This window comes from Colwellia asteriadis (genome assembly GCF_039523295.1).
GTDB classification, from domain to species: Bacteria; Pseudomonadota; Gammaproteobacteria; order Enterobacterales; family Alteromonadaceae; genus Colwellia; species Colwellia asteriadis.
Genome location: NZ_BAAAFA010000003.1, coordinates 98036 through 120631, shown reverse-complemented (window position 1 = coordinate 120631; position 22596 = coordinate 98036). Strand labels below are relative to the sequence as shown.

Annotated in this window: 21 protein-coding genes; 8 read left to right on the top strand and 13 right to left on the bottom strand. The window is 39.1% G+C overall.

What is annotated here, in order from left to right; all coding sequences use genetic code 11:
- Positions 1–7: 7 nt before the first annotated feature.
- The 6 genes from ABD005_RS05350 to ABD005_RS05325 all read right to left on the bottom strand — a co-directional run bounded on the left by ABD005_RS05350 (position 8) and on the right by ABD005_RS05325 (position 7628).
- Entirely contained in the window at positions 8–1480 is a 1473-nt protein-coding gene (locus tag ABD005_RS05350) for a Gfo/Idh/MocA family protein (protein ID WP_343815865.1), read from the bottom strand.
- A gap of 164 nt (positions 1481–1644) precedes the next feature.
- The gene (locus ABD005_RS05345) at positions 1645–2952 is read right to left on the bottom strand and encodes a sensor histidine kinase (protein ID WP_343815862.1); all 1308 of its coding nucleotides are present in this window, start codon (positions 2950–2952) and stop codon (positions 1645–1647) included.
- A gap of 2 nt (positions 2953–2954) precedes the next feature.
- The gene (locus tag ABD005_RS05340) at positions 2955–3698 is read right to left on the bottom strand and encodes a response regulator (protein WP_425544883.1); all 744 of its coding nucleotides are present in this window, start codon (positions 3696–3698) and stop codon (positions 2955–2957) included.
- Between the two features lie 29 nt (positions 3699–3727).
- Positions 3728–4192: a DUF3019 domain-containing protein gene (locus ABD005_RS05335; protein WP_343815856.1), complete on the bottom strand. Its 465-nt coding sequence runs from the start codon at positions 4190–4192 to the stop codon at positions 3728–3730.
- The gene (locus tag ABD005_RS05330; RefSeq protein WP_215980807.1) at positions 4182–5018 is read right to left on the bottom strand and encodes a MipA/OmpV family protein; all 837 of its coding nucleotides are present in this window, start codon (positions 5016–5018) and stop codon (positions 4182–4184) included. The genes ABD005_RS05335 and ABD005_RS05330 overlap by 11 nt, the downstream gene beginning before the upstream one ends.
- A gap of 438 nt (positions 5019–5456) precedes the next feature.
- A complete protein-coding gene (locus ABD005_RS05325) occupies positions 5457–7628 on the bottom strand; it encodes a TonB-dependent receptor (protein ID WP_343815851.1) in 2172 nt (723 codons plus the stop codon).
- A gap of 335 nt (positions 7629–7963) precedes the next feature.
- Between ABD005_RS05325 and ABD005_RS05320 the strand changes: the two genes are divergently transcribed.
- The gene (locus tag ABD005_RS05320) at positions 7964–9166 is read left to right on the top strand and encodes an acyl-CoA dehydrogenase (RefSeq protein ID WP_343815848.1); all 1203 of its coding nucleotides are present in this window, start codon (positions 7964–7966) and stop codon (positions 9164–9166) included.
- Positions 9167–9172: 6 nt separating this feature from the next.
- On the opposite strand, the gene ABD005_RS05315 is transcribed toward ABD005_RS05320, so the two are convergent.
- The 3 genes from ABD005_RS05315 to ABD005_RS05305 form a co-directional block, all read right to left on the bottom strand.
- Entirely contained in the window at positions 9173–10489 is a 1317-nt protein-coding gene (locus ABD005_RS05315; protein ID WP_343815845.1) for an erythromycin esterase family protein, read from the bottom strand.
- A gap of 6 nt (positions 10490–10495) precedes the next feature.
- A complete protein-coding gene (locus tag ABD005_RS05310) occupies positions 10496–11044 on the bottom strand; it encodes a cytochrome b (RefSeq protein ID WP_343815842.1) in 549 nt (182 codons plus the stop codon).
- Between the two features lie 231 nt (positions 11045–11275).
- Positions 11276–12190, bottom strand: coding sequence for a LytTR family DNA-binding domain-containing protein (locus ABD005_RS05305; RefSeq protein WP_343815839.1), 915 nt, complete (start codon positions 12188–12190; stop codon positions 11276–11278).
- A gap of 323 nt (positions 12191–12513) precedes the next feature.
- Here ABD005_RS05305 and ABD005_RS05300 point away from each other — a divergent pair, with 323 nt between their 5' ends.
- The gene (locus ABD005_RS05300; protein WP_215980814.1) at positions 12514–13041 is read left to right on the top strand and encodes a DUF3750 domain-containing protein; all 528 of its coding nucleotides are present in this window, start codon (positions 12514–12516) and stop codon (positions 13039–13041) included.
- A gap of 70 nt (positions 13042–13111) precedes the next feature.
- Here the strand turns inward: ABD005_RS05300 and ABD005_RS05295 are convergent, their stop codons facing one another.
- Positions 13112–13723, bottom strand: coding sequence for a DNA-J related domain-containing protein (locus ABD005_RS05295; protein WP_343815836.1), 612 nt, complete (start codon positions 13721–13723; stop codon positions 13112–13114).
- Between the two features lie 226 nt (positions 13724–13949).
- Between ABD005_RS05295 and ABD005_RS05290 the strand changes: the two genes are divergently transcribed.
- From ABD005_RS05290 to ABD005_RS05280, 3 genes are all read left to right on the top strand, one after another.
- Complete coding sequence (locus tag ABD005_RS05290; RefSeq protein WP_343815833.1) at positions 13950–14417, top strand: hypothetical protein; 468 nt, start codon at positions 13950–13952, stop codon at positions 14415–14417.
- A gap of 139 nt (positions 14418–14556) precedes the next feature.
- On the top strand, positions 14557–14796 hold the full coding sequence (locus ABD005_RS05285) for a hypothetical protein (RefSeq protein ID WP_343815830.1): 240 nt from the start codon (positions 14557–14559) through the stop codon (positions 14794–14796).
- Between the two features lie 156 nt (positions 14797–14952).
- Positions 14953–15438 (top strand): hypothetical protein, encoded by a 486-nt coding sequence (locus ABD005_RS05280; RefSeq protein ID WP_343815827.1) that lies wholly within the window; start codon positions 14953–14955, stop codon positions 15436–15438.
- A gap of 40 nt (positions 15439–15478) precedes the next feature.
- Here the strand turns inward: ABD005_RS05280 and ABD005_RS05275 are convergent, their stop codons facing one another.
- Positions 15479–15742, bottom strand: coding sequence for a hypothetical protein (locus ABD005_RS05275; protein WP_215980819.1), 264 nt, complete (start codon positions 15740–15742; stop codon positions 15479–15481).
- Between the two features lie 421 nt (positions 15743–16163).
- Between ABD005_RS05275 and ABD005_RS05270 the strand changes: the two genes are divergently transcribed.
- The 3 genes from ABD005_RS05270 to ABD005_RS05260 all read left to right on the top strand — a co-directional run bounded on the left by ABD005_RS05270 (position 16164) and on the right by ABD005_RS05260 (position 18929).
- Positions 16164–17801, top strand: coding sequence for a methyl-accepting chemotaxis protein (locus tag ABD005_RS05270; RefSeq protein ID WP_343815824.1), 1638 nt, complete (start codon positions 16164–16166; stop codon positions 17799–17801).
- A 171-nt stretch (positions 17802–17972) separates the two neighbouring features.
- Complete coding sequence (locus tag ABD005_RS05265) at positions 17973–18695, top strand: DUF1775 domain-containing protein (protein WP_343815822.1); 723 nt, start codon at positions 17973–17975, stop codon at positions 18693–18695.
- 9 nt (positions 18696–18704) lie between these two features.
- Complete coding sequence (locus ABD005_RS05260) at positions 18705–18929, top strand: hypothetical protein (RefSeq protein ID WP_343815819.1); 225 nt, start codon at positions 18705–18707, stop codon at positions 18927–18929.
- Between the two features lie 77 nt (positions 18930–19006).
- Here ABD005_RS05260 and mutS read toward each other — a convergent pair whose 3' ends face one another.
- The gene (gene mutS / locus ABD005_RS05255; protein WP_343815817.1) at positions 19007–21619 is read right to left on the bottom strand and encodes a DNA mismatch repair protein MutS; all 2613 of its coding nucleotides are present in this window, start codon (positions 21617–21619) and stop codon (positions 19007–19009) included.
- 189 nt (positions 21620–21808) lie between these two features.
- A complete protein-coding gene (locus tag ABD005_RS05250; RefSeq protein ID WP_343815814.1) occupies positions 21809–22438 on the bottom strand; it encodes a LysE/ArgO family amino acid transporter in 630 nt (209 codons plus the stop codon).
- Positions 22439–22596 lie beyond the last annotated feature (158 nt).

Here is a 22596-nt window from a genome sequence, read left to right as displayed (position 1 = left end):
AAGAACCTTAACTTACAATAGCCAATGGCTTCGCGCTTTGCCAAACACCGCGAGTAAAATCAGGAATATCTTTTGAATTACTTCTATCGGCAACAGAATCAGCGCTTAATGGGGTGATAACTGACCATGCGGCAGCATCATAAACATCTTGATCAAGAGGCTGACCATTACGTAAGCAGTACACCATGCGCCATAACATCAAGAAATCCATACCACCATGGCCGCCGTTACGCTCTGCTTCTGCACCCATTCGTGTCCATAATGGGTGATCATAACTGTTTTGCCATTTTGCCATGTCATGATCCCAGCGGTGAAAATTAGTTGGACTTGGCTTACGGCCTTGCTGACCATTTTTTTGCCATTGGCTTACTGCCAGTTCATAGTCTTTTTGGTATTGTGCTTTAATTGCAGCAGGTGCATTTTCTAAGGCAATACGGTTAGGGAAACCTGCAAATGTGCCATTGGTACCTTGAATATAATTATGACGAGAATAAGGGCGAGGGCTAGTGGTATCATGCTGAACCATAATAGTTCTACCTTTTATCGTTTTAATGACACTAGTATTCATATCACCAGCAATATAATTGAGCTGATTACGTTGGTGATCACCACTGAATTCTTTTGCAGCATAGGCTTGTCGTCCTAATGCTGGCGAGCTGGTTGAGGTTATATAATCAAAACGATCGCCACGGTTAATATTCATATACTGAGCAACGGGGCCTAAACCGTGGGTAGGATATAAATTACCATTAGTTTTTGCATGCCATGCGGTGCGCCATGAACCCGTTTTTTCTGTGATTTCTTTCATTTGCCAGCGAAGCTCATGAATATAGGCGGCTTCGCCATGTAATAAGTCGCCAAATAACCCCTGACGTACCATATTTAAGACCATGAGTTCATCTCGCCCATAACAGACGTTTTCCATCATCATACAGTTTTTCTGGGTGCGTTCAGCGGTATCCACTAGCTGCCAACATTCTTCAACGGTGGTTGCAGCCGGTACCTCGACAAATGCATGCTTGCCGCTTTCCATCGTATCGACACACATTGGTGTATGCCAGCGCCATGGCGTTGAAATAATAACAATATCAATATCGTCACGATCAAGCATTTTTTTATAAGCTAATGCTGAGCCAGTATAACGAGATGGTTTACTGAACCCGTTTTTTACAACAGTAGCAATAGAGTTATCTAAAACCTTTTCATTAGTATCACAAATTGCTTTGATTTCGACACCGTCAATATGGCAATAATGTTGAACATGACCTGAGCCCCGTTCACCAACACCAATAAAGCCAATACGTACGACATCCATTTTAGGTACTGTTAAGCCCATCACCGACTTGCCTTGTGCTAGCGGATTAGTTAACGATGTTGATTTGGTGCTTTGTGAAGTACAGCCTGTCGTTGCGCTGGCGGCAACACCTGCTGCGGTTATTGCAGCAACAGACTTTAAAAAATGGCGACGGTCTTGAGTCATAACGCTATTCCATAATAGAGAAAATAAGAGGTTGATATCTTATATACGATGTCTCAATAATGATGGCAAGTTTGAGGCTGTTATTTACTTAAGCCACAGCGGCATGAATTGTAAACATAACGTTAAGCTATTGCTGGTAATCTTTACTCATAACAAGAGGTTTATTAAGTTATTGGTAGCGTTAAAGAAAAGCAAGCACCAGATAAATTATTTTGGTTGCTGGCTGTTATGCTACCTTGGTGCCAGTCCATCACTTTAGTACATATTGCTAAGCCTAAACCAAAGTGACCTTGTTCACGTGAACGATCGGCATCAAGTTTAACAAAAGGCGTGAAAATAATATGAAGCTTACCGGCTTCAATGCCTTTACCATCATCTTCAACGGTAATAATTAGCTGTTTGTTAATACTGTTAATAGTAATTAATACTTCTGTTTTAGCGTAACCTATCGCATTACTAATTAAGTTAACTAGTGCGCGATGAAACCAGTGGTAGTCAACAGAGTAGTTAATTCTTTCAACGGTTGGTGTGAACGTCAAGGTTACATTTTTTTGCTGTGCTAGCACTTGGCAATCATTTTTAGCTGAGTTGATTAACATAACCATATCTGTTGTTTGCTTTTTCAAAGATAAGGCATGTCGCTCCATTGATGCATAATCTAAAAAAGCACTGGTCATATCTTCCATGCGCGTTAATTCAGTGTCCATGCGTAGTAAATAGGTGTCTTTTTTCTCTATACTTTTACTATCGATCGCCGCTTCTATACCAAAGCGTAAACAGGCCATTGGCGTTCGTATATCGTGAGATAAGCTACGGGCGAGAATTTTATTGTCAGCGACTAGCTTTTCTATTTGGGCTGCCATACGGTTGAAGCTTTTTTCTAGCATTTTTATATAAGAAAAACGGCTGGTGGCTACACGTGCTTCAAGCTGTCCAGCACCAATTTTAGCGGCCGCAGTATTTAATAAATACAACCGTCTGGTTAGCGGTAATAACCATAAAATTAATATACCGCAAATACCAAGGTATAAGATCAGTGTTAACACAAAATTAAAAGAGCTATCTTGTTCTTGTTCGATAGGAAAATTGAGCTGCAGTAAAAACTCAGGGTGATGAGTCAGCGCTTTTAATAAATACTGATCATCATCATTGGCGAGTAGTACGCCGCCTTGTTGTGATAATTCAGCGATTGCTGTTTTTGGTAAGGCTATCGATTTACTGGGCGCTAAACTGACACGTATTTGGTATTTTTTTTCGAAGTGATCAAGATGGCTATTTAGCTCTGTTTTAGTTAACGCGTTAAGATCGCTACTTAAACCATCAATAATTTGTCGATAGAGTAATGTTGTTGGTTCATCGTGGTTAAGGTTAGTCTGTGACTCGGTTAATTCAACAATTTTATCTAGCCCCCAACCCATAAAAAATAACGAGCCTACTACGGTAAAAATAATACTTAAATAGAGCTGGCGCATAATTAGCGCGAACTCTTGATATTACTATCGTTTTCAGTTGTGCTGTTGTCGTCATCCCATGCGTCGCTAACAAATAAATAACCTTTCCCCCAAATAGTTTTAAACTTTTTAGGCTTTTGTGGATCGTCATTAAATAACTTACGTAAGGTAGACAGCATGACATCGAAACGTCTATCTAAACCATCATATTCACGTTTTTTTAAGGCTTTAAATACCGAATCACGATCAACAACGGCTCCAGCGTGTTGGGCTAAGTATGTTAAAAAAGCAAACAAACTGGTTGAAAGGTCCACTTCGTTACCTTGATAAATAACTCGTTTAGCCTCTTCATTAATAACCAATTGACCAAAAGTTAGTACATTATTTAGCTCGGGGGTATTATTTTGGCTGTGACTCAATTGCCTGTTAATGCGTGCGAGTAGCGCTCTTGGGCGAACAGGTTTAATAACATAGTCATCAGCCCCAGCTTCTAAGCCAATAACTTCATCAAACTCATCAGCACGAGCCGTTAGCATAATAATTGGCATTTGTTGGTGTTCACGTATTAGTCGACATACTTCAATGCCATTTAGTCCAGGTAACATCACATCAAGTAATACTAAATCAATAATATTTTCTTTAACGGCTGCTAATACCAAGTCGCCACGAGCAACATGAATAACATTAAAACCTTGCTCATTAAGGTATTCACAAACCCAACTAGCTAGGCTGATATCGTCTTCTACTAGCAAAATATTATGTTTCATCATTGTACCTTTATCTTTTAAGATAATTATTAAAATAAGCGCCAGCGACGTTTACGAGCATTACTCTTATGAAGCCAACTTACCTTGATTTCGGTTTCGGCAACCACTTTATTATCACTGATATTACGTAGTTGATAATTAATGTTTTTATTTGAAACAAAATCAATGGCAATGTCAGCACTATCATGTTCATGCCAACAAACTATATGCTTTTCTATACCTTCTTGGTATAAACATAACGACTGTTTACTGTCTGATTGCCATGAAATATTAACCTCAGCAAAGCAATCACGACCTTGGCGTAATGTTACGCATTGCTCGGGCAATACACTAAATTGTGTTGTTGACGGTATATATTTTAGCTGAGTAGCCTGCAAGGCTGCCTCAGTGTTATTGCCATTTTCCGTTGGCTGTTTTTGCTCCATTGCTTGTACAGGGTAAAGCACACCATAGAGTAGTAATACACTAATAATACGGTTGGCTTTAAAATACATACTGTACCCCAACCATTACTTGGGTGATAAAGTTTCTATCAACCAATGGACTGTCTTTTATACTTGGCGAGTAAATACTTTGTGTTACGCCACCATTAAAAGACCAGCTGGCTGATAATGGGTATTGTGCGTAAATTTCTAGTTGTGCCCTAACGGCTGAATCAGCGGTAAACTCAGGGCGTTGTGGTGTTGCTTCTACTGATTGAATACCATAATAATAATTAACAATATTGTCTTGGTAATAGGTTAACCCTGCACCTAAATATATATCCCAATTACGATAAGGTAATAGGTAACTATAAAAGCTATCAATAATAACTCCGGTGACATCTTCGCCAAAGGCATCGTCCCCAGAGTGTGCTGCGGCAATATCAAGGCTAAAAATAGCGTTCTCAAAAAAGTGTGAGTAACGCAGCGCAACACCACCAGTAGAGTCGCGTTCTCTAAGCCCAGAAAAAAGTACTGGGTTGGCATTGAGATACTCAACCAAATCGTTAGGATCAAAACCATTTAGATAAGACTTTGCGAGAATATCAAGTTGCCAATTATCCTGTACGGTTATTTGGTAACCAAACTCTGCTCCTTCAAGTACGGCAGATGATCGCCTTTGGTTACTTTGTAAGAAAAAGCCCTTATATGAAAGATCAATATATAAAGCTGGTTGGATAAAGTGAACAAAATCAGTTTGTTTTACATCTTGTAGTGTACTTTGTTGATAAAAAGCTGAAAAGTCGACAATGAGCTGCCACTCAAAACTATCTTTAACAATAGGTGCGTTGGGGTTTACTGCTGTATTAGTATCGCTAGCGAATGCGGTATTGCTCAATGTTAATACGCTTATCAATAGGGCGAATAAAGCTAGTGATGAGCGATAGAAAGGGCGCAACAACGGCGTTAAAAAACTACAGCGTTTAATGAGAAACATAGCAGGGCAACAGGGTTAATAACAAACGTAACACCATGTTACCATAATGTTACTATTTGATGCTTAACCGCTTTGCGCTTAATTGTTTAAAAAATGTAAGCGCTAATGTAAATAACCTGAGCTCGGCTTAACAAATGTTTCTCTAGCAGCTACTTTTCCTAACTTCTTCGTTAAATTTACTTGCAATAGGCCAGCTATTGACGCGAAATTTGCCTTGCTTATCATATGAAAAAAAGAAAAACTATCAAGCTAGAGGTTCATAAAAGTGATTTTTGCTGATATTTCAATTTGTTAAGCATCTCTTAAACCGAGTTCAGGTTAAATAGCGTTAGTGATTCTCTAAAAAGTCATGGTTAAACCCACATAAGGAAATATGCCAATGTCTTCTTCACCCGAAATATTATATTGTACTAAGGTATCGTCATCTTCGGGATCATAGTAATAACCAGATACATTCTCTTGTGCCATGGCGTTAATCATCGCCATAGTCCATTTCGCATCATAGCCCCAGTAAGTGGTTTTATAATTCGCTTCTAAATCAAGGCGGTGATAAACCGGTAATGTTTTTGAATTTAGTTCGCCATAGTTTGGCAGAAAATGTCCCTCATGGTCGGGGTTATCTCTTAGCCCAGTGATGGGCGTATATTTTGCGCCACTACGTAAGGTAAAACGCAAACCAAAGTCCCAATGTTCGTTGAGCTGATAATTAGCAACCACATTGGCAACCAGTGGTGTATCAAGGTAATAATCGCTGGTTATATTGGTTAAGTCATCGGTACGTTCACTTTGAGACCAGCTCAGAGATGCCCAGCCAAACCAGCCATTATGACGTTCTCGCCTTACTAACCATTCAATACCTTGCGCATTACCTGAGGTATCGCTAGTGTAGTGTAAGTCATTATCGGTTACAGCAATGTCTGTATTTGTTTGCGTATGCTCATCGGTTGAGCGGGGTAAATCGGTGAGTGATTTATGGTAAATATCTAAAGAGGTGAACCATAAATCATTGAAATCATAATCAACACCCAGTGAGTAATGTATAGCCGTGGGCGACTTTATATTAGGGTTACCAAGTTTTTTTAAGGCGGTATCAACATCAGGAAATCGGCTATAGGAGCCTGCTTTAGCCTTGATAGTGACCTGATTATTAACAAACCAGTCTAGGGCAATACGCGGATGAACAAAGCTTTGCTCGGTATAGTCATTACGCTCAGCGCGTAACCCCACAGTTAACAGCCAGTTCGGGTTAATCGCCCAAATCTCATCTAAATATATCGCAATATTTTGATCAGACAATGAGGCATTATCTTGTATTCTGTCACCTTTGTATTGATTACAGTCTGCATCGTTTTCAGTACAGTAATAGGGGATCAAATCAAAATCATAATCAACATCGGTTTTGCTATAATCAATACCAAAGCCTAGCTTATGGTTATCAAACCAAGCGACTTGATAGAAAAATCGTACATCAAAGCTATTTTCATCGACATTAACAAACTGCCCTTGACCAAACTTTTCTTCAGTACTTTTTGCCGTGTGGCCAGCAACCAGTTGCATAATTTTTTGCTCATCGCCGTAAAACTGCCAGGCTAAGCTTTGCGTATCAAAACTGGTGGTCATTTTGAAATCACCAATCGTGTCGGGATCTATTCTACCTTGCTCTGATTGCTCAGAAATATTAACGCCGCCGGTATCACTGGCACCTGAGGCGGTAAACGTGAGCTTGTGCGAATCGCCTAGTAACCATTGGTATTTAGCTTGGTAATCATCACTAATTGGCGCTTTGAAAACGGTATAACCTTCATCTTCTTCACCTTCAGGCAAAAACAAATGAATTTGGCTACGACGATACGATAAATAAAAGGCGCTATTTTCAGTCACGCTACCTTCGGTCATAAAACCACTTTTGAGCATACTTAGGTCAACCGTGGTGGTGAAGTCTTGGTGACGAGGATCGCGTAATTGCACATCAAAAATCCCCCCCGTTGCATTGCCATATTGGCTACCAAAAGCGGCGGCATGTAAGTCAAAGTTTCTAATTAAATTTTCATTAAAAATACTATCGCCAAACAAGTGAAAAATATAACCTGCGGGAATATCATCTATATAAAAAGCATTATCATCGGGGGATGAGCCACGCACCGCAGGCGAGCCAGTATCGCCACCGGCATAAACAATGCCCGGTAAGCTGTAAACTGCGCTAAGCGGATCGTTACCAATACCTGCAACGCTTAACAATTGCTCTGTTTGCTCAGTCATTTCACTGTTAGCTTGATTACGCCTACCTAGTACGTTAATCACTTCAACATCACTTACTTGTTTAGCTTTACTTTGCTCGGTTTTATTTTCTGCTGCGCCTTTTTCTTGGTGCACCTTATCAAAGGCTAAAGTTGAGCTAGAGATTAAAGCGCAAGTCATGGCAATTGATAGTGTTGAAAAGGGGCTGTTCGGCATTTTTAGCCTACTGTTAAGCGATGCCAATAACGTAGAGGTTAAGGTATTAGCTTTCATGTTTATTCCCTGTAGTAATTTTTATGGCTTATTGCTCACATGTTTAATTAGGGAATATTGTGGCTTACAAAGCTGTGTGAATCAGTAACGCAAGTGTGCAGAAAGTGTGTGGTGAGTGTCAGAAAGTGTAAGAGTGAACGTTATTAACTTTCTAGGAAGTCAGCTTAATAGGAAGTTAGTTTAATAGGAAGTTAGCTTAATTTATTGTGCTAGCGCATGTAAAAGTGTTATTTGAGTTGACTTGTCAGCATGTCTACTTATGCTTGAGTAATCTTTAATAAGTAACTTTTTCTATCCGTAATGCTGTTTGTATTCACTTAAGGGGTTTTATCTCTATGACTTTATCACCTAACGCTACCCAAAAAAACAAGCCACACTTTAACTGGCAAGACCCTTTATTACTTGACTCATTATTATCTGAAGACGAGCGTTTAATTCGTGATAGCGCTCAGCAGTTTTGCCAAGAAAAGTTGCAACCACGTATTTTACAGGCCAACCGCCAAGAGCATTTTGATGTGGGTATTATGCAAGAATTTGGTGAGCTGGGTTTTTTAGGCGCAACCCTTGATGAAAAGTATGGTGGCGCTGGCGTAAGTCATGTCAGTTATGGGTTGATTGCTCGTGAAGTAGAGCGTGTAGATAGTGGTTATCGCAGTGCCATGAGCGTGCAATCGTCTTTGGTTATGCATCCAATTTATGCTTTTGGCAGTGAAGCACAAAAAATGAAGTATTTACCTAAGCTCGCCACCGGTGAATTAATTGGCTGCTTTGGTTTAACTGAGCCTAATTCAGGATCAGACCCTGCCAGTATGGCATCTAAAGCGGTAGCCGTTGATGGCGGTTATCAACTTAACGGCAGCAAAATGTGGATAACCAATTCACCTATTGCTGATATTTTTATTGTCTGGGCAAAGCTTGATGGCGTGATCCGAGGCTTTATTTTAGAAAAAGGCATGGCAGGGCTATCGACTCCTAAAATTGACGGTAAGTTTAGCTTGCGCGCGTCAATTACCGGTGAAATTGTGATGGACAATGTTTTTGTTGCTGCTGAAAACCTATTGCCAGATGCCAAAGGCTTATCAGGACCTTTTTCGTGTTTAAATAAAGCGCGTTACGGTATTGCGTGGGGCGCATTAGGTGCTGCAGAGTTTTGCTGGCACAGTGCTCGGCAATATACTTTAGATAGAGAACAATTTGGTAAACCGCTCGCGGCAACACAATTAATTCAAAAGAAACTCGCCGATATGCAAACTGAAATCACCACCGGCTTACTTGCCTGTGTTCAAGCAGGCAAGTTAATGGATGCTAATAGCTTAGCCCCTGAAGCTATTTCACTGATCAAGCGTAACTCTTGTGGTAAAGCGTTAGCTATAGCACGTGAAGCGCGTGATATGCATGGTGGCAACGGCATTAGTGATGAATTTCATGTTATGCGCCACGTGATGAATTTAGAAGCGGTGAATACCTATGAAGGCACCCACGATATTCACGCGCTTATTTTAGGTAGAGCTCAAACGGGATTACAGGCGTTTTTTTAACTGCCTTTACTGGGATGGATTAAGGTGTTTAATCATAAACATACCATCCCAGTGCTTGTTCCAGTTGTTCACAGGAATGAGTGCATTATACTCATGCCCAAACATCATCATACCTTGTGCTCTGTCACTGTTAATATTTTTATAATCAATAAACAGCGCCGAGTTGTGGTCGCGTAACTCATCTTTATTGTTAGTAGCGCTATTGAAATAAGGCAATAATGCAGTTTCTAGGCGTTGCTGTTGCTCCGTGTTAGTTAATTCAGGAAGTGGGATAACCGATAAGTCTCTAAACTCTCTATAACTACCTTGAATGCCAGAAAAGTGCGCGATATAAATTTCATCGGCATAACGCTTATCAAGCAGGCTACCTAAATTGTCGTATCGACTTTGAAAGGCTCCTTGTCGGTTTAAGTGAATATAATGACCCCAAACAATCACTTTTTTATTTGGGTAAGCGTGGTCGATTAACCATTGAACGTTATCTGCCATTGGTAAATCATGTTCGTCATGGCGGCGACTACCCCACATTACTTCCGCTATTCTAATAATGCCGTGAATTAAACGGGCTACATATTGAGCTGACTCATAACCCGTTTCGAGCGTGTTTATGTTATTGAGTTGATCATAAAGCCAATAGCTTTGTTTAATGTAGTTATCTTGCAAGTTTTTATCGGTTAATGATGATTGTCGCTCAATAATTTCTTGGCTATAACGTTTATAAAACCGCCAATCAAATTTCAGGTCTATGCTTGAATTTATCGTGCTGGGCACTGCAGCATGGCTTAAAAATTTTTTACTCTGTGTTTCAATAAAGTTAACCGCATGTTGACGGCTTAACTCTCCACTTAATCGACCGTCAAAGCCTGCTAATACCAAGGGGGGGTTGTCTTCTCTTTTACTATCAATATAGTCAAATAACTCAATGAAACTTTCATCGCTCGCATACATATAAAAAATGTTACCAGGGGCGCTCTTTTTAATTGCTGTTTTTTTGTTTTGCCATATTTGTTGAACATCAAATAGTCCACTTTCTAACAACAATACTTCAAACCCTTGATGCTGGTGTAAGTATTGAACTATTCGGCTTTTAAGTGCAAAGCCTTCTTGTTCACCATGAGTTAGCTCATCAATAAATACAATACGTTTGTCGCTAATAGCTTCACCAAAGGGCGCTAAGTCATCAAAGTTGTCAGTACGTTTAATATCAACTTTGTTAACCTGATTAATGATGGGGGAAAGCTGATGTTCACCAACGATTTCAGCGAATGTTTCAGCGATAAAAAATGTCATTATGACTAGCACAAAGGTAAGTTTATTCATCATTAATCCTTAGGTATTTTCACTTGGTTTTTTATTTAACATTCTGTTTAAGGTTTGGTCTTTATTAATAAAGTGATGCTTTAACGCTGCGCCCACGTGCAAGGCGACAAGCCCTGTAAACAAATACCCTAATAAACCGTGCAGTGTTTTACCTAAGCTGCCTAATAGTTCGTTATAAGGGGTCACTTGTTGTTCGCTGTTCAAATTCTTTGGAATGATATGCCATTCAAATAGTGAAAACCCATAGCCAGCAAACCCAGAGTAAACCATACCAGATAAAGGCATTAGCATAAGAAGTGCTAATAAAAATAAGTGAACAAAATTAACTAACTTGGCTTGACTAGTACCTTTACTTGCCGACTCCCAAACATGTTTTTTTCGCCAAAAAAGTCGAGCGATAATTAATAACAAAGCAATTAAGCCAAATGATTTGTGCCAATGGTATAAAGCGTAGGTTTCGGTGTTAGCCATATATAAACCCACAAGGGTAATAGCAATAATAACGAACGCCATTACCCAGTGAAAAGTACGTGTTATTGCGATATTTGAAGTAGCCATAAATATTCTTGCTGTCTGAATGAAAAGTAAAAGCACGATAAGAATAAATGAACTTTGCTACTAGTGTCTTGGGGTGAAAGTCTTTATTTTGTGACCAGTGACCAGTGACCAGTGACCAGTGACCAGTGACCAGTGACCAGTGACCAGTGACCAGTGGTTTTAAAATGGAATAACAGCTTAGTTACTGAGTTAAGTAAAATCGACTTTAGCGAGTTGTTATTTTTTGAACGATTATGCGTGCACTAGTGTTTTAATGGTGTGTTTCAGTTTTTTACTGATATTGATAGTTTGTTGGTTGTCTAACGTGATTTGACTGGTGCCTGAGCCGTTAGTGCTAAGCTGAATTATTTTGCTCAGGTTAACAATATGACTTCGGTGAACTTGCATGAATTGTTGCTCGGGTAAGTTAGCTAACATGCCTTTTAATGGTGTTCGCAAAATGTATTGCGTGTTTTGGCAAATAATATCGACGTAATTTCCTGCTGCACTGATTAAGTAAACCTCGTCAAAAGGTAAGGTTATTGTTAATCCTAAGTGTTCAACGTTGATGCCAGTAATTGCCACTTTATGTTTTTCGATAGTATTGTCAGCGTGAACTAATTGCGTATTACAATGCTTTAGTGGCTCACTCACGGGGTGGGTATGGATACTAGTTGTGTTATTCGTATTGTTTTCATCAGCATTGCTTTCATTGGTATTACTTTCAGATACCGAAGGCGTTGATGTTGAGTTAAGTTTTTGCTGGAACAAACTTAAGTACCAACAAAGTGCAATTAAAACAAAAGTAATACTATATTTAGGGAAGTAAGCAATAACATGAGGTATTACGGAGTCTACACGCCAATTCGCATTATCAGTGACAAAATAAATAACCTCTCGGGTAAATGTCGCTAAAAATATACTCAATAAACCGACGATAATAAAACTAGTTATTAGTGATTTTCGTTGCTTTAACCACGCTAAACTTGAAATCGTTAACGGTGTATAAGCTAACCACATTCCCCACTCTTTAAGCCACCATGTTAGTGAATCTACAAAGTCATATTGCTCAGTAAATAAATACTGACGCCAAAAAATACAATAAATATTAAAGATAATAAAATACGCTGCCCAGCCAATATAGGTATTTTTAATTAAAGAGTTCATTGGATTTATTTTAGGTTGTGTTTAAGTTGAGTAGAGGTTGAACTGATGGAGTCAGCATTAGTAAATATTGCGCGTTACCATAACAATTGAGCTTATAAATGTGAATAGTGATTTAAGTCGTTAGTGATTAAAATTAAAGAAAAAAGCCCCAGGTTACACACTACTCGCCGCGATTAAAACGCTTTTAGCTCGAACAAAAGTTAACCGTGAAGGTCAACAGCTCCTAATAATCGGCTTTAGATAAGTGTTTGCTTGCTGAGCTTTATTCGCCTTTATGATAAGCTCTGTAACTTATCTCTTACTCATGCCTGCCGATAAAAACTATGAAATATTATACAATTATTTTGCTTTTACTTTTTGTTAATGCCTGTAGTAATAATGACTGGCGTACTGCCAGTAGAGAGCCTGCTGGCATAGCACCAGTGCCAAGTGAAGAGAGCCGCGCAGTTATTGAGTTTTATGCTGCCGATGCGTTTAGTTGGCGTGGTTGGTTTGCCGTGCACCCGTGGATTGCCATTAAAGAAGAGCAAGCGAGCGAGTACAGTGTTTATGAGGTAACGGGCTGGCAAGTTAAACGAGGGTTGCCTGCTATTCGAGAATATCAAACGCCGACTCCTGATCGGTACTGGTTTGGCGCTAAACCTGAGTTATTACTTTCCATTAAAGGCGACAGGGCTAAAGTGCTTATTCCTAAAATTAAAGCGGCTATTGCGTTATACCCTTGGATGAATGAATACAGTGTTTTTCCTGGCCCTAACAGTAATACTTTTGTTGCTTGGGTTGGGCTGCAAGTACCAGAGCTTGAGTTAGCACTACCATTTAATGCTATTGGCAGCGGTTACGCTAAATAAGCAGAGCCTACACATAAACCTAAGCTAGCGTAGTCATTAAAATTGGAGTTTATAGCGTAACTTAATTTGCTTAGGCGTTACGGTAACTAATACTTAGTACTTCATAAGCTTGTCGGATTTCAATAAAGTCTTGCGCGCAGCCGCCTTTATCAGGGTGAGTTAGTTTGACTTTCTTTTGATAAGCTTGACGAATATCTGTCCACGGGCTATTTTTTGAAAGTCCTAGAGTTGCTAACGCGCTAGATACTTTATCGGCCGCATTATATCTTTGCCAAAAACCGCTAAAAAGCGTGTCGATTTCTTCAAGGGTTACGCTGGTTAAATTTTGCCAATCTAAATAGTAGTGCGCCAATTTTTTATCGCGGCTAGCCTCATCTTCACTAAGGCTTTTTTGTATCACAGCGGTATTGGTGTCACCGTTTTTTATAACATTAGGGACAATATAAATTTCTAATGGAAAAATTTTTAATAAAAAGCCTTCGTTGTTAATCTCTTGTTGAATTTGATAAAGCGCATTCATAATAAAAAAATTCTTTTGAAAAATAGCAATTTGCTCATCTACATTCTTATTAATAAGGGCTAACAAGTCTTGTTGACATAAGTTGATCAAATCAATCAAAGAGCACGTTTTTTTTTGTTTTCTTAAATACTCCAATATTGGCATAATTAAAGGGTTGACCATTACTACTATCCTCTTAAATTGGCTATTGCCTTAATAACTTAACATACCGCTCTAGCGAAGGAGCAGTTAAGCATAATAATACCTACATAAGCTTGAAAAATAATTGTTTGACCTAATTATATTGTTCAAGGGGTGATTTTTGTCTAAATCGTAGCGTTGAATGCGCAGACTAACACCTTACTTCAAGGTGCCTTAAATGGCTTAACACAGCTTTAAAGGATTAAACGTGCAGCAATTGTTGATAAAGGTATTGTTACTCCTGTGTATCAGTACCAGTGCATTATCGGTTAATTTTGCTTTAGCGATACCGCTATCTAACGCGCTGCAATCTATCTATTCTGCTTTAAGTCATATTGATAATACTGCAAACATGAACCTTAAACGTCTTGATAAAAAAAGATATGTTAGCGAAGGTAGTGAACAATATAAGCAAGTAACTCAAGTCAATGCTAAGCCGTCATTCCACCTCGTTAAGTATGCGAATAAGCCACTTAGTTATTACATTTGGCAGCAAAACCTTAAATATTTTTCGCACAAGCTTATCTGGCAAGCTCAGCAATTATTACAGCAAGCAATAGTGCGTGATTACCAAATATTAGAGATTGTAGCTCATCAAGTTAAAAGCCTATTAAGCGATACCTATTTAGTTATATACGCTTTATACCAACCAGAAAAATCATTCCAACTTAGCTAAAGCCTACCGTGATCACGGTTAACGCCTGACGTTAATCGTTAAATCTATTGCGGCCTCTCGTTTACAGCAGAGGCTTATGTGTCGTGTGCTTTTTTAAAAGCCGCGCCTGCCATTTTATTTTTATTAAGTTGTGACTATTGTGGAACATTTTTTATATATAGCACTTGCACCGTGGCTGGTGTTTGTTGTCTTTGGGATTTTAGCGAATTTGTTAATTAAGTGGGCTAAAAAGCGTCGTGGTATTGCCGTGGCTTTTGGTATTTTGGTGCAGATGTTTACACCTGATCCTATGGTTGAAAATACCATTAAAGTGATTCAGGTCGAGCGCAGAATAGTAAAAGAAGAAGCAAGCGATAAAGTTAGTGCTAAAAAGCAATAATAGATAAGCGATGTTTTTTACTGCTTTTAGTATGAACTTTAATTATTAACTAATAACTCTGCATACCTGCCTCAATTTATATAAAGTGCAGCCGATAATGTTATTAACTTACATGAAAAATCGCATCAGCTTGTTTCTTATCTAAACGGTAAAACTATGACGAATAATATTGGTAGCACTATTAGCAAGGCAGCGAATACGCTTAATAATCGTTTAAATGATAATAAAGCGATGGAACTACGTATTCACCGTCAAAGCACACGCGTTGATAACGAATTAACTCCGTCCTCAGTAGTAGCGGGTGTACAAGTAATGATTTCTGAGCAAGGACAGCGTCAGTTAACCCAAGAACAAGTACCAGCAGACAAGGTCGAGTTGGGTAAAGCTATTGCCAAGCAACTTAACCAACAAGCCAGTGACTCGCTAGAGCAATCAGCAGAGCCTGATGACCCACTGGAAAAGCTAATTGCCGAACTTAAAGAAAAGATTGAGGAAATAATGCGTGAGTTAACAAAGCTGTTAAATGATGACACCACGACAGCACAGGAACAAGCAAAGCAATTGAGCCAAGAATTAATTGAACTAAACGGGCAACTGTTAGCGTTGATGGAACAAAAACTAGAGCAGGCTAAAACAGGTTAAATAACCGGATTCTTTGTTAAAGCGAGTTCAAAAGTTAATATTAAGCAACTTTATGGGCATGATCTTGAATAACCTTTAAACAGAAATTTAAAGATAGCCCTGTCTTTTTACGTAAAGCTGTGGATGCTTTGGTAAAATCCCCAGTCAATATCAAGTGATTAATCTCTTCATTAAAATGCTGAGACCACTCTATTGAATTTGACGACATTAACATATTCATCTTTGCGTTCATTTCGGTAAGCTTTTTAATTACCACAGCAAATGCCATAGCGATAATAATTAGTAATAATACCTCAAAGTTCATCTATAACTCTCTGAATCGTTTAGTAACTCGCTAAAAATTTTATTTTACGTTGCTAAGGGGGAGTAGCAAAGTGTTTTAACTCTCGGCATGACATTATATTTGCTGCTATTTAATACTGTGATTGGTATTTTTTAGCGCGAGTTGTGATATTTAGTATTGTGCTTTTATAGTATTTTTTGACGTTAATCCTCTTGTGAATACTCGAGTTAAAGCATGTTTAGTTGCGTAGAAACCTTAAAGTAAGTTCGCTCCGGTATAAGTGAAAGTGGCGAAATAAGGTGGTTGTTGCTCCAGTAAACTAATGGTAAGAAAAACTAGGACCTCTATAGTGGATAACTATAATTATCAACTATAGTGGATAACTATAATTATCAACTATAGTTATCCACTATAGACATTCACTTTAACTAAGGAAAAGTTAATGAATTTCAATAAAATACGTGTTAGATATACAGCCGCATTTTGTACTATTGCAGCCTTTTTTATCATTTTATTATTACTGAATTATCGCTTGATTATTAAAACTGAGCAGAGTTTGATGATTTTTGGTGAAAACTTTAACCCTGCAGTTTCTGCAGTACTTAATGCCGATAGAGACTTGTATCAAGCAAAAGTTGCTGAGCAAAATGCCTTGGCTGCTTTCGGTGCTGAAAAAAGTGTCATTGACGTTGATTATAAAGACTACCAAGAAAACGCTCAGCAAGCTTACGATAGAATGAAAAAGTATCAACAGCTTATGGCGGCTTACCCTGATTCTTTACTGAAATTACAACAGTTCGATTCTGCTTTCAAAGACTGGCGGGGCGCTTCTGAGCAGGTATTTAATTTAATTCATGAGAACAATATTCAGGCGGCTCAAAATCAAAGTGCAGGTCCAGCTAACGAAGCTTTTCAGCGCTTGCGTGAAGTTTACAATATCGCTGGTGAAGAGGCTGATATAACCAGCGCTAATGTTAGTAAGCAAACAATCGACTCGGTTACTCAAAGCCTAACGGTTATTAGTATTATAGGGGCTATTGTGGTCATTTTAACGGTCTTTGCCGGGATTGCTGCCCCTAAAGCAATGGCGGATGCATTAGATAACTTAACCGCAAAAATAAAGAATTTAAATAGTGATGATGGCGACTTTACCAAACGTATTAATTCTAAAAGAAAAGACGAAATAGGTGATGTTGCTAGAGAATTTGATTTGTTGATTGATAGTTTATCAAGTCTGATTCGTTCTATTGTTGAGCAGTCGAGCCAAGTTATTGATGGCGTAGCTCAGCTGGATGCTGGGGCGAAAAATGTTAAAAACACCAGTGAAGAGCAATTGTCATCTGTTGATATGATAGCCACCGCGGTTAACGAAATGTCTTATGCTATTAAAGAAGTTGCTCAAAATGCTCAGTTAACCTCGGATGAGCTGGAAGTTGTGAATAATTTAACTGCTGAAGGAAGTAAAATAACCTCGGAAGCCGTAGCAGAAATCAACCATTTATCGGCTACCGTTGAACAGGCGGCTGAGGTTATTTCGAACCTATCAGAAAACTCTAAAGATATAGCATCAGTGTTAGATGTTATTAGAGGGATTGCAGAACAAACAAATTTATTGGCATTAAATGCTGCCATTGAAGCGGCAAGAGCGGGTGAGCAAGGGCGGGGTTTTGCTGTTGTTGCGGATGAAGTGCGTACGTTAGCAAGCAGAACGCAGCAATCTACTGAAAGTATTCAGCAAATGATAGAAACTCTGCAAAAGGGTGTGAAAGAAGCAGTGACATCAATTAATAAAGGAAGCTCAAGCACACAAGCTAGTGTTGAATTATCACAGCGCACACTAACAGCATTACAACAAATTAGTGATGCGGCTACTCGAGTAGTTGATGTGGCAGCACAAACTGCAACAGCGACCGAAGAGCAGAATCAAGTGGCGGCAGATGTTAGTAAAAACATTACCACCATGTCGGATCAAACTAAACAAAATCATCAGGTTGCCGAAGAAAATGGTAACTTAGCTGGTTCAACTATGGTACTTGCCACTAAACTAAGCGACTCAGTAACGCGGTTTAAGCTAGATTAATTAGTTATTTATATTGTTATTTATATTGTTATTTATGCAGTTATTTATGTAATTATTTATGGAGTTATTTCGACTGTAACTTTAATGATAACTGCGACAATTTGTCATATTTCCTTTTTATTAATGCTATTTATAATAGCGCTTAGCTTTCATTCATAAAAAGGACACAAAATGAAAAAGGTATTGAAAACAAGCCTGTTGGCAAGCTCTTGCATATTTACGGTAGCTGTTCAGGCGCATGTTGGCGTAGCTTCAGGCCCTCACTTTGCCAATAAAACGAGCATTATCGAACTGAGTATTCCTCACGGGTGTACTGATAAAGTTTCTGGCTCTGAAGATACAGTACGTATTGTCGCTAAAGTGCCATCAAGTATTACCTCTGTTCATGCCATTGACGCTGTTTTTGGTCAAGCAACCGCTGTGTTTGTTGACGGTGAACATAGTTATAACGAAATAACTTGGGTGAAAACACCAGGCACTGAACGTGATAGTGATACTCAATATTATAAAGTGGCTTTTCGAGGTAAATTACCAGATGCAACATTTAGCACAGTATTTATTCCAACGACTCAATACTGCATTAATGATATTGAGCAGGAAATTTCTGTTAGTTGGGATGTTGAAAGCAGTGGTCATGATCATCACGGTGGCGGAGAAGGTAACCCTGCACCATCATTAATGGTAATGCCAGCACGTACGCCAGGCTGGAATCAGTATACAACAGGTGCTGACCAGCATTTGCATGATATGAGTATATTTAACGATGCAGAAATTGTGTGGTGGGATGATGCTGCATTCAGTAGCAATGTTGTCACTCAAGAATTGATTGAGGCAGAAGGTAAAGCTGCACTCAGTGAAATTCACGATAATGCGAGTTTTTGGGTGAAGTACTAAGGAGCAATAATGAAATATATTTTTCTTATTATCGCTACGCTTTTACTGACAGCTTGTAATGATAACGATAGCCCTAACTCTGAACCAAGGGTAATAGAGCAACCAGACACCACGACAGAAAAACCATCAGCATTAGAAGTAGCAGGATTAATACCGCAAAGTAAAACACATACTTTGTTGACTCCTAATATGAGTGAATTACCAAAAGAGTTATTGGTACCGCAACTCAATTAAACGGTTATATTAAAAAACCAAAAAGCTGCTTTTGTATTGAAGCAGCTTTTTGGGTTGTACTGGTTGTACTGTTGGAACTATAGCTGTTTCTTTAACTCATATAATAAATCTAGCGCCTGTTTTGGGCTCAAATCATCAACATTCAGCTCATGTAATGATGTGATTGCTGGATGCTCGACGGGTGTTAATAACAACTGTTCAAACGTTTCACTTTTTTCTGGTAATAATGACGGTGGTTGTTGGCTTTCTAATTCGCTTAATCGTTGTTTAGCTCGGTTAATTACCGCTTTAGGTACGCCCGCTAATTGCGCTACTTGTAAGCCAAAACTCTTACTTGCTGCGCCTTCTTGTACTGCATGCATAAAAATAATACTGTCGTTATGCTCTACCGCATCTAAATGAACATTGGCCAAAGTATCTATTTGCTCGGCCAATAAGGTTAATTCAAAATAATGGGTAGCAAATAAGGTTAACGCTTTGGTTTTTAAGGCCAGCATTTCAGCACATGCCCACGCGAGTGATAAACCATCGTAGGTACTGGTACCACGACCTATTTCATCAAGTAGTACTAAGCTTTTGTCGGTGGCGTTATGCAAAATATTAGCGGTTTCGGTCATTTCAACCATAAAGGTTGAGCGACCACTGGCTAAGTCATCAGAAGCACCGATACGGGTAAAAATACGATCTACTAAACCAATAGTTGCACTATCAGCGGGGACAAAGCAACCAACATGTGCCAGTAACACAATTAAGGCAGTTTGGCGCATATAGGTTGATTTACCGCCCATGTTAGGACCCGTAATCACTAACATTTTACGTTGCTCAGTTAACAACACTGGGTTAGCAATAAATCTATCTGCTGTCATTTGCTCAACCACAACATGACGACCCCCTTCAATATTAATACCTGTTTGCTTAACTAGCGTTGGCTTTACATAATTAAGTGTCACCGCACGCTCGGCAAACGTGGTTAATACGTCAAGTTCGGCAATGCTTTGACTTAATTGTTGCAGTGTTGCTAACTCAGGCAACACTTGGTCAAACAGCTCTTGGTATAAGCGTTTCTCTAACGCTAAAAACTGGCTTTGAGCGTTAAGCACTTTATGCTCATGCTGTTTTAATTCTTCAGTAATAAAGCGTTCGTTATTTTTAAGGGTTTGTCGGCGAATATAATCTTCAGGTACATCGTTGGCAGCGCTACGGCTAATTTCAATAAAGAAACCGTGCACTTTGTTGTAACCTACCTTTAATGATTGAATTCCGGTGCGTTCTTTTTCACGCTGTTCAAGTTCGGCTAAAAATTGGGTTGCGCCATCGCTTAAATCACGTAATACATCTAGCTCATCATGATAGCCAGCAGCAATCACGCCACCATCACGAATTAGCACTGGTGGGCTTTCAATAATCGCATGCTCTAATAATGCTTGCAGTGTTGGCATAGGTTGGCTTTGCTGTGCCAACGTTTTTAAATAAGGAGCTTGGCTCTCGTTTAGTGCTTCTTGTAAAGACGGTAGTTGTTGTAACGCATGGCGTAAACGTGCAAAGTCGCGTGGACGAGCAGAGCGTAGTGCAATACGAGCAATAATTCGCTCAACATCACCAAGGCCTTTAAGTAGGCCATGAATAGGCTGGGCTAAGTCAGTATTAATAATATCGGCAACAGTGTCTTGACGGCTGTTTAAAACAGTTAAATCGCGTAAAGGAAAATGCAACCAACGTTTTAATAAGCGTGAACCCATTGGCGTGGCCGACTTGTCTAAAATAGCGGCGAGGGTGTTTTCAAAACCCCCTTGTAAATTTTGCGTAAGCTCTAAATTACGGCGAGTGGCTGCATCAAGTACAACGCCTGTATTTGCTGATTCGCTAATAATGGCTCTAATATGCGGCAGTGCAGTACGTTGAGTATCTTTAACGTATTGAAATAAGCAACCTGCTGCACAAAGCCCTAAGTGCTTATCTTCAACGCCAAAGCCAACCAGTTCTTTAGTATTAAATTGCTGATTTAATAGATTAATGCTGGTTTCTAAATCAAACTCCCACTCAGGGCGACGACGTAAGCCTTTTTGCTGAGCAATTAAGTCAACGTTAGCCATAGACTCTGGGTAAAGTAACTCAACTGGCGATAAACGTTGCAGTTCAGCCTGTAATTGCTCATTGGTTTGTGGCTCAGTGAGTACAAAGCGGCCACTGGTCATATCTAAGTAGGCTAAACCAAACGCTGGTGTAGAGTTACTTTTTTTAGCAAGGTGCGTGGTTTTTTTATCAACAATGGCAACAATTAAGTTATCTTGCCGGTCGGCAAGTAGCGCTTCATCACTGACCGTTCCTGGGGTAATCACCCTAACCACTTTACGCTCAACCGGGCCTTTGCTAGTAGCAGGATCGCCAATTTGCTCACAAAGCGCAACTGACTCACCTAAGGCGACTAGCTTGGCTAAGTAATTTTCAACGGCGTGATAAGGCACACCCGCCATTGGTATTGCATTACCACCTGTTTTGCCACGGGCGGTGAGTGATATATCTAATAAATCGGCAGCTTTTTTGGCATCATCAAAAAATAATTCGTAAAAGTCTCCCATACGATAAAAGATCAAAATATGCGGGAATTCAGCCTTAATTGTTAAGTACTGACGCATCATTGGAGTGTGGTGATCTAAATTAGCTACAGGGGGTTTTACATTGGCATTCATGTTGATAAAAGAGCTCTTATGGTAAGTGATAAATAATCACAAAAGACGGCATAGGTTATGCGGTATATCGTTGTGGGTAGAATAACAAAACAAACAAAAAACCTCTATTGGTAAAATAGAGGTTTTAAAAATTGAGCCGTTTAATTGTCGTCTGTTGCGTTAGAGACAATCGCTAATTTAGACTTGTTACTAACTTGCCGCTCTAGTTAACCATGCACAGTAAAGTGACCAAGCAATTACCCACATAACCAACGCGATGGCGATATCGATAACACGTTTCACTTTCGGTCTACCTAAGTATGATGAAAGTTTCGCTGCGCCAGTCGCTAAACATGAAAACCACACCACTGACCCTAAAATAGCACCAATTAAGAAATATACTTTGGCATCACCTGTGTATTGTCCACCAACACTGCCAATAACCATTACTGTATCTATATAAGCGTGAGGGTTTAAAAAAGTTACCGCTAAACTGGTAACAATAACCAGTTTTACCGACTTTTTATTAACAATATAATCGTCAGTGGCACCTGTTTGTTTTATGGCTGACTTCATTGAAAGTAAGCCATAACCAGTTAAAAATAAAATGCCGCCCCAAGTAAGTAAAGTAAACAGCGTGTCGCTACTCGATAAAATTAAACTGCCACCTAATACACCTATTGAAATAAGTATTGCATCATAAAGCATAAATAATGCTGCGGTAGTTTTATGATGATTTTTACTGATCCCTTGGGTTAACAGCATTGAATTTTGGGTGCCAATAGGTGCAATCATGCTTAAAGTTAAGGTAAAACCTTTTGCTAATATTAATAAACTCATAACGGTGATCTCAGTAGCCTAATGGCTAACTTTAGTAACGGGATAAATAATGTTGGCTAGTGTGCAGTAAAGTTTGTTATAAATATAATTAATGATTTTTATAGTACATAAGTTTTTCTTATGTTGTTTATGGCTTAAATTCGAGTTAAAGGTAAATG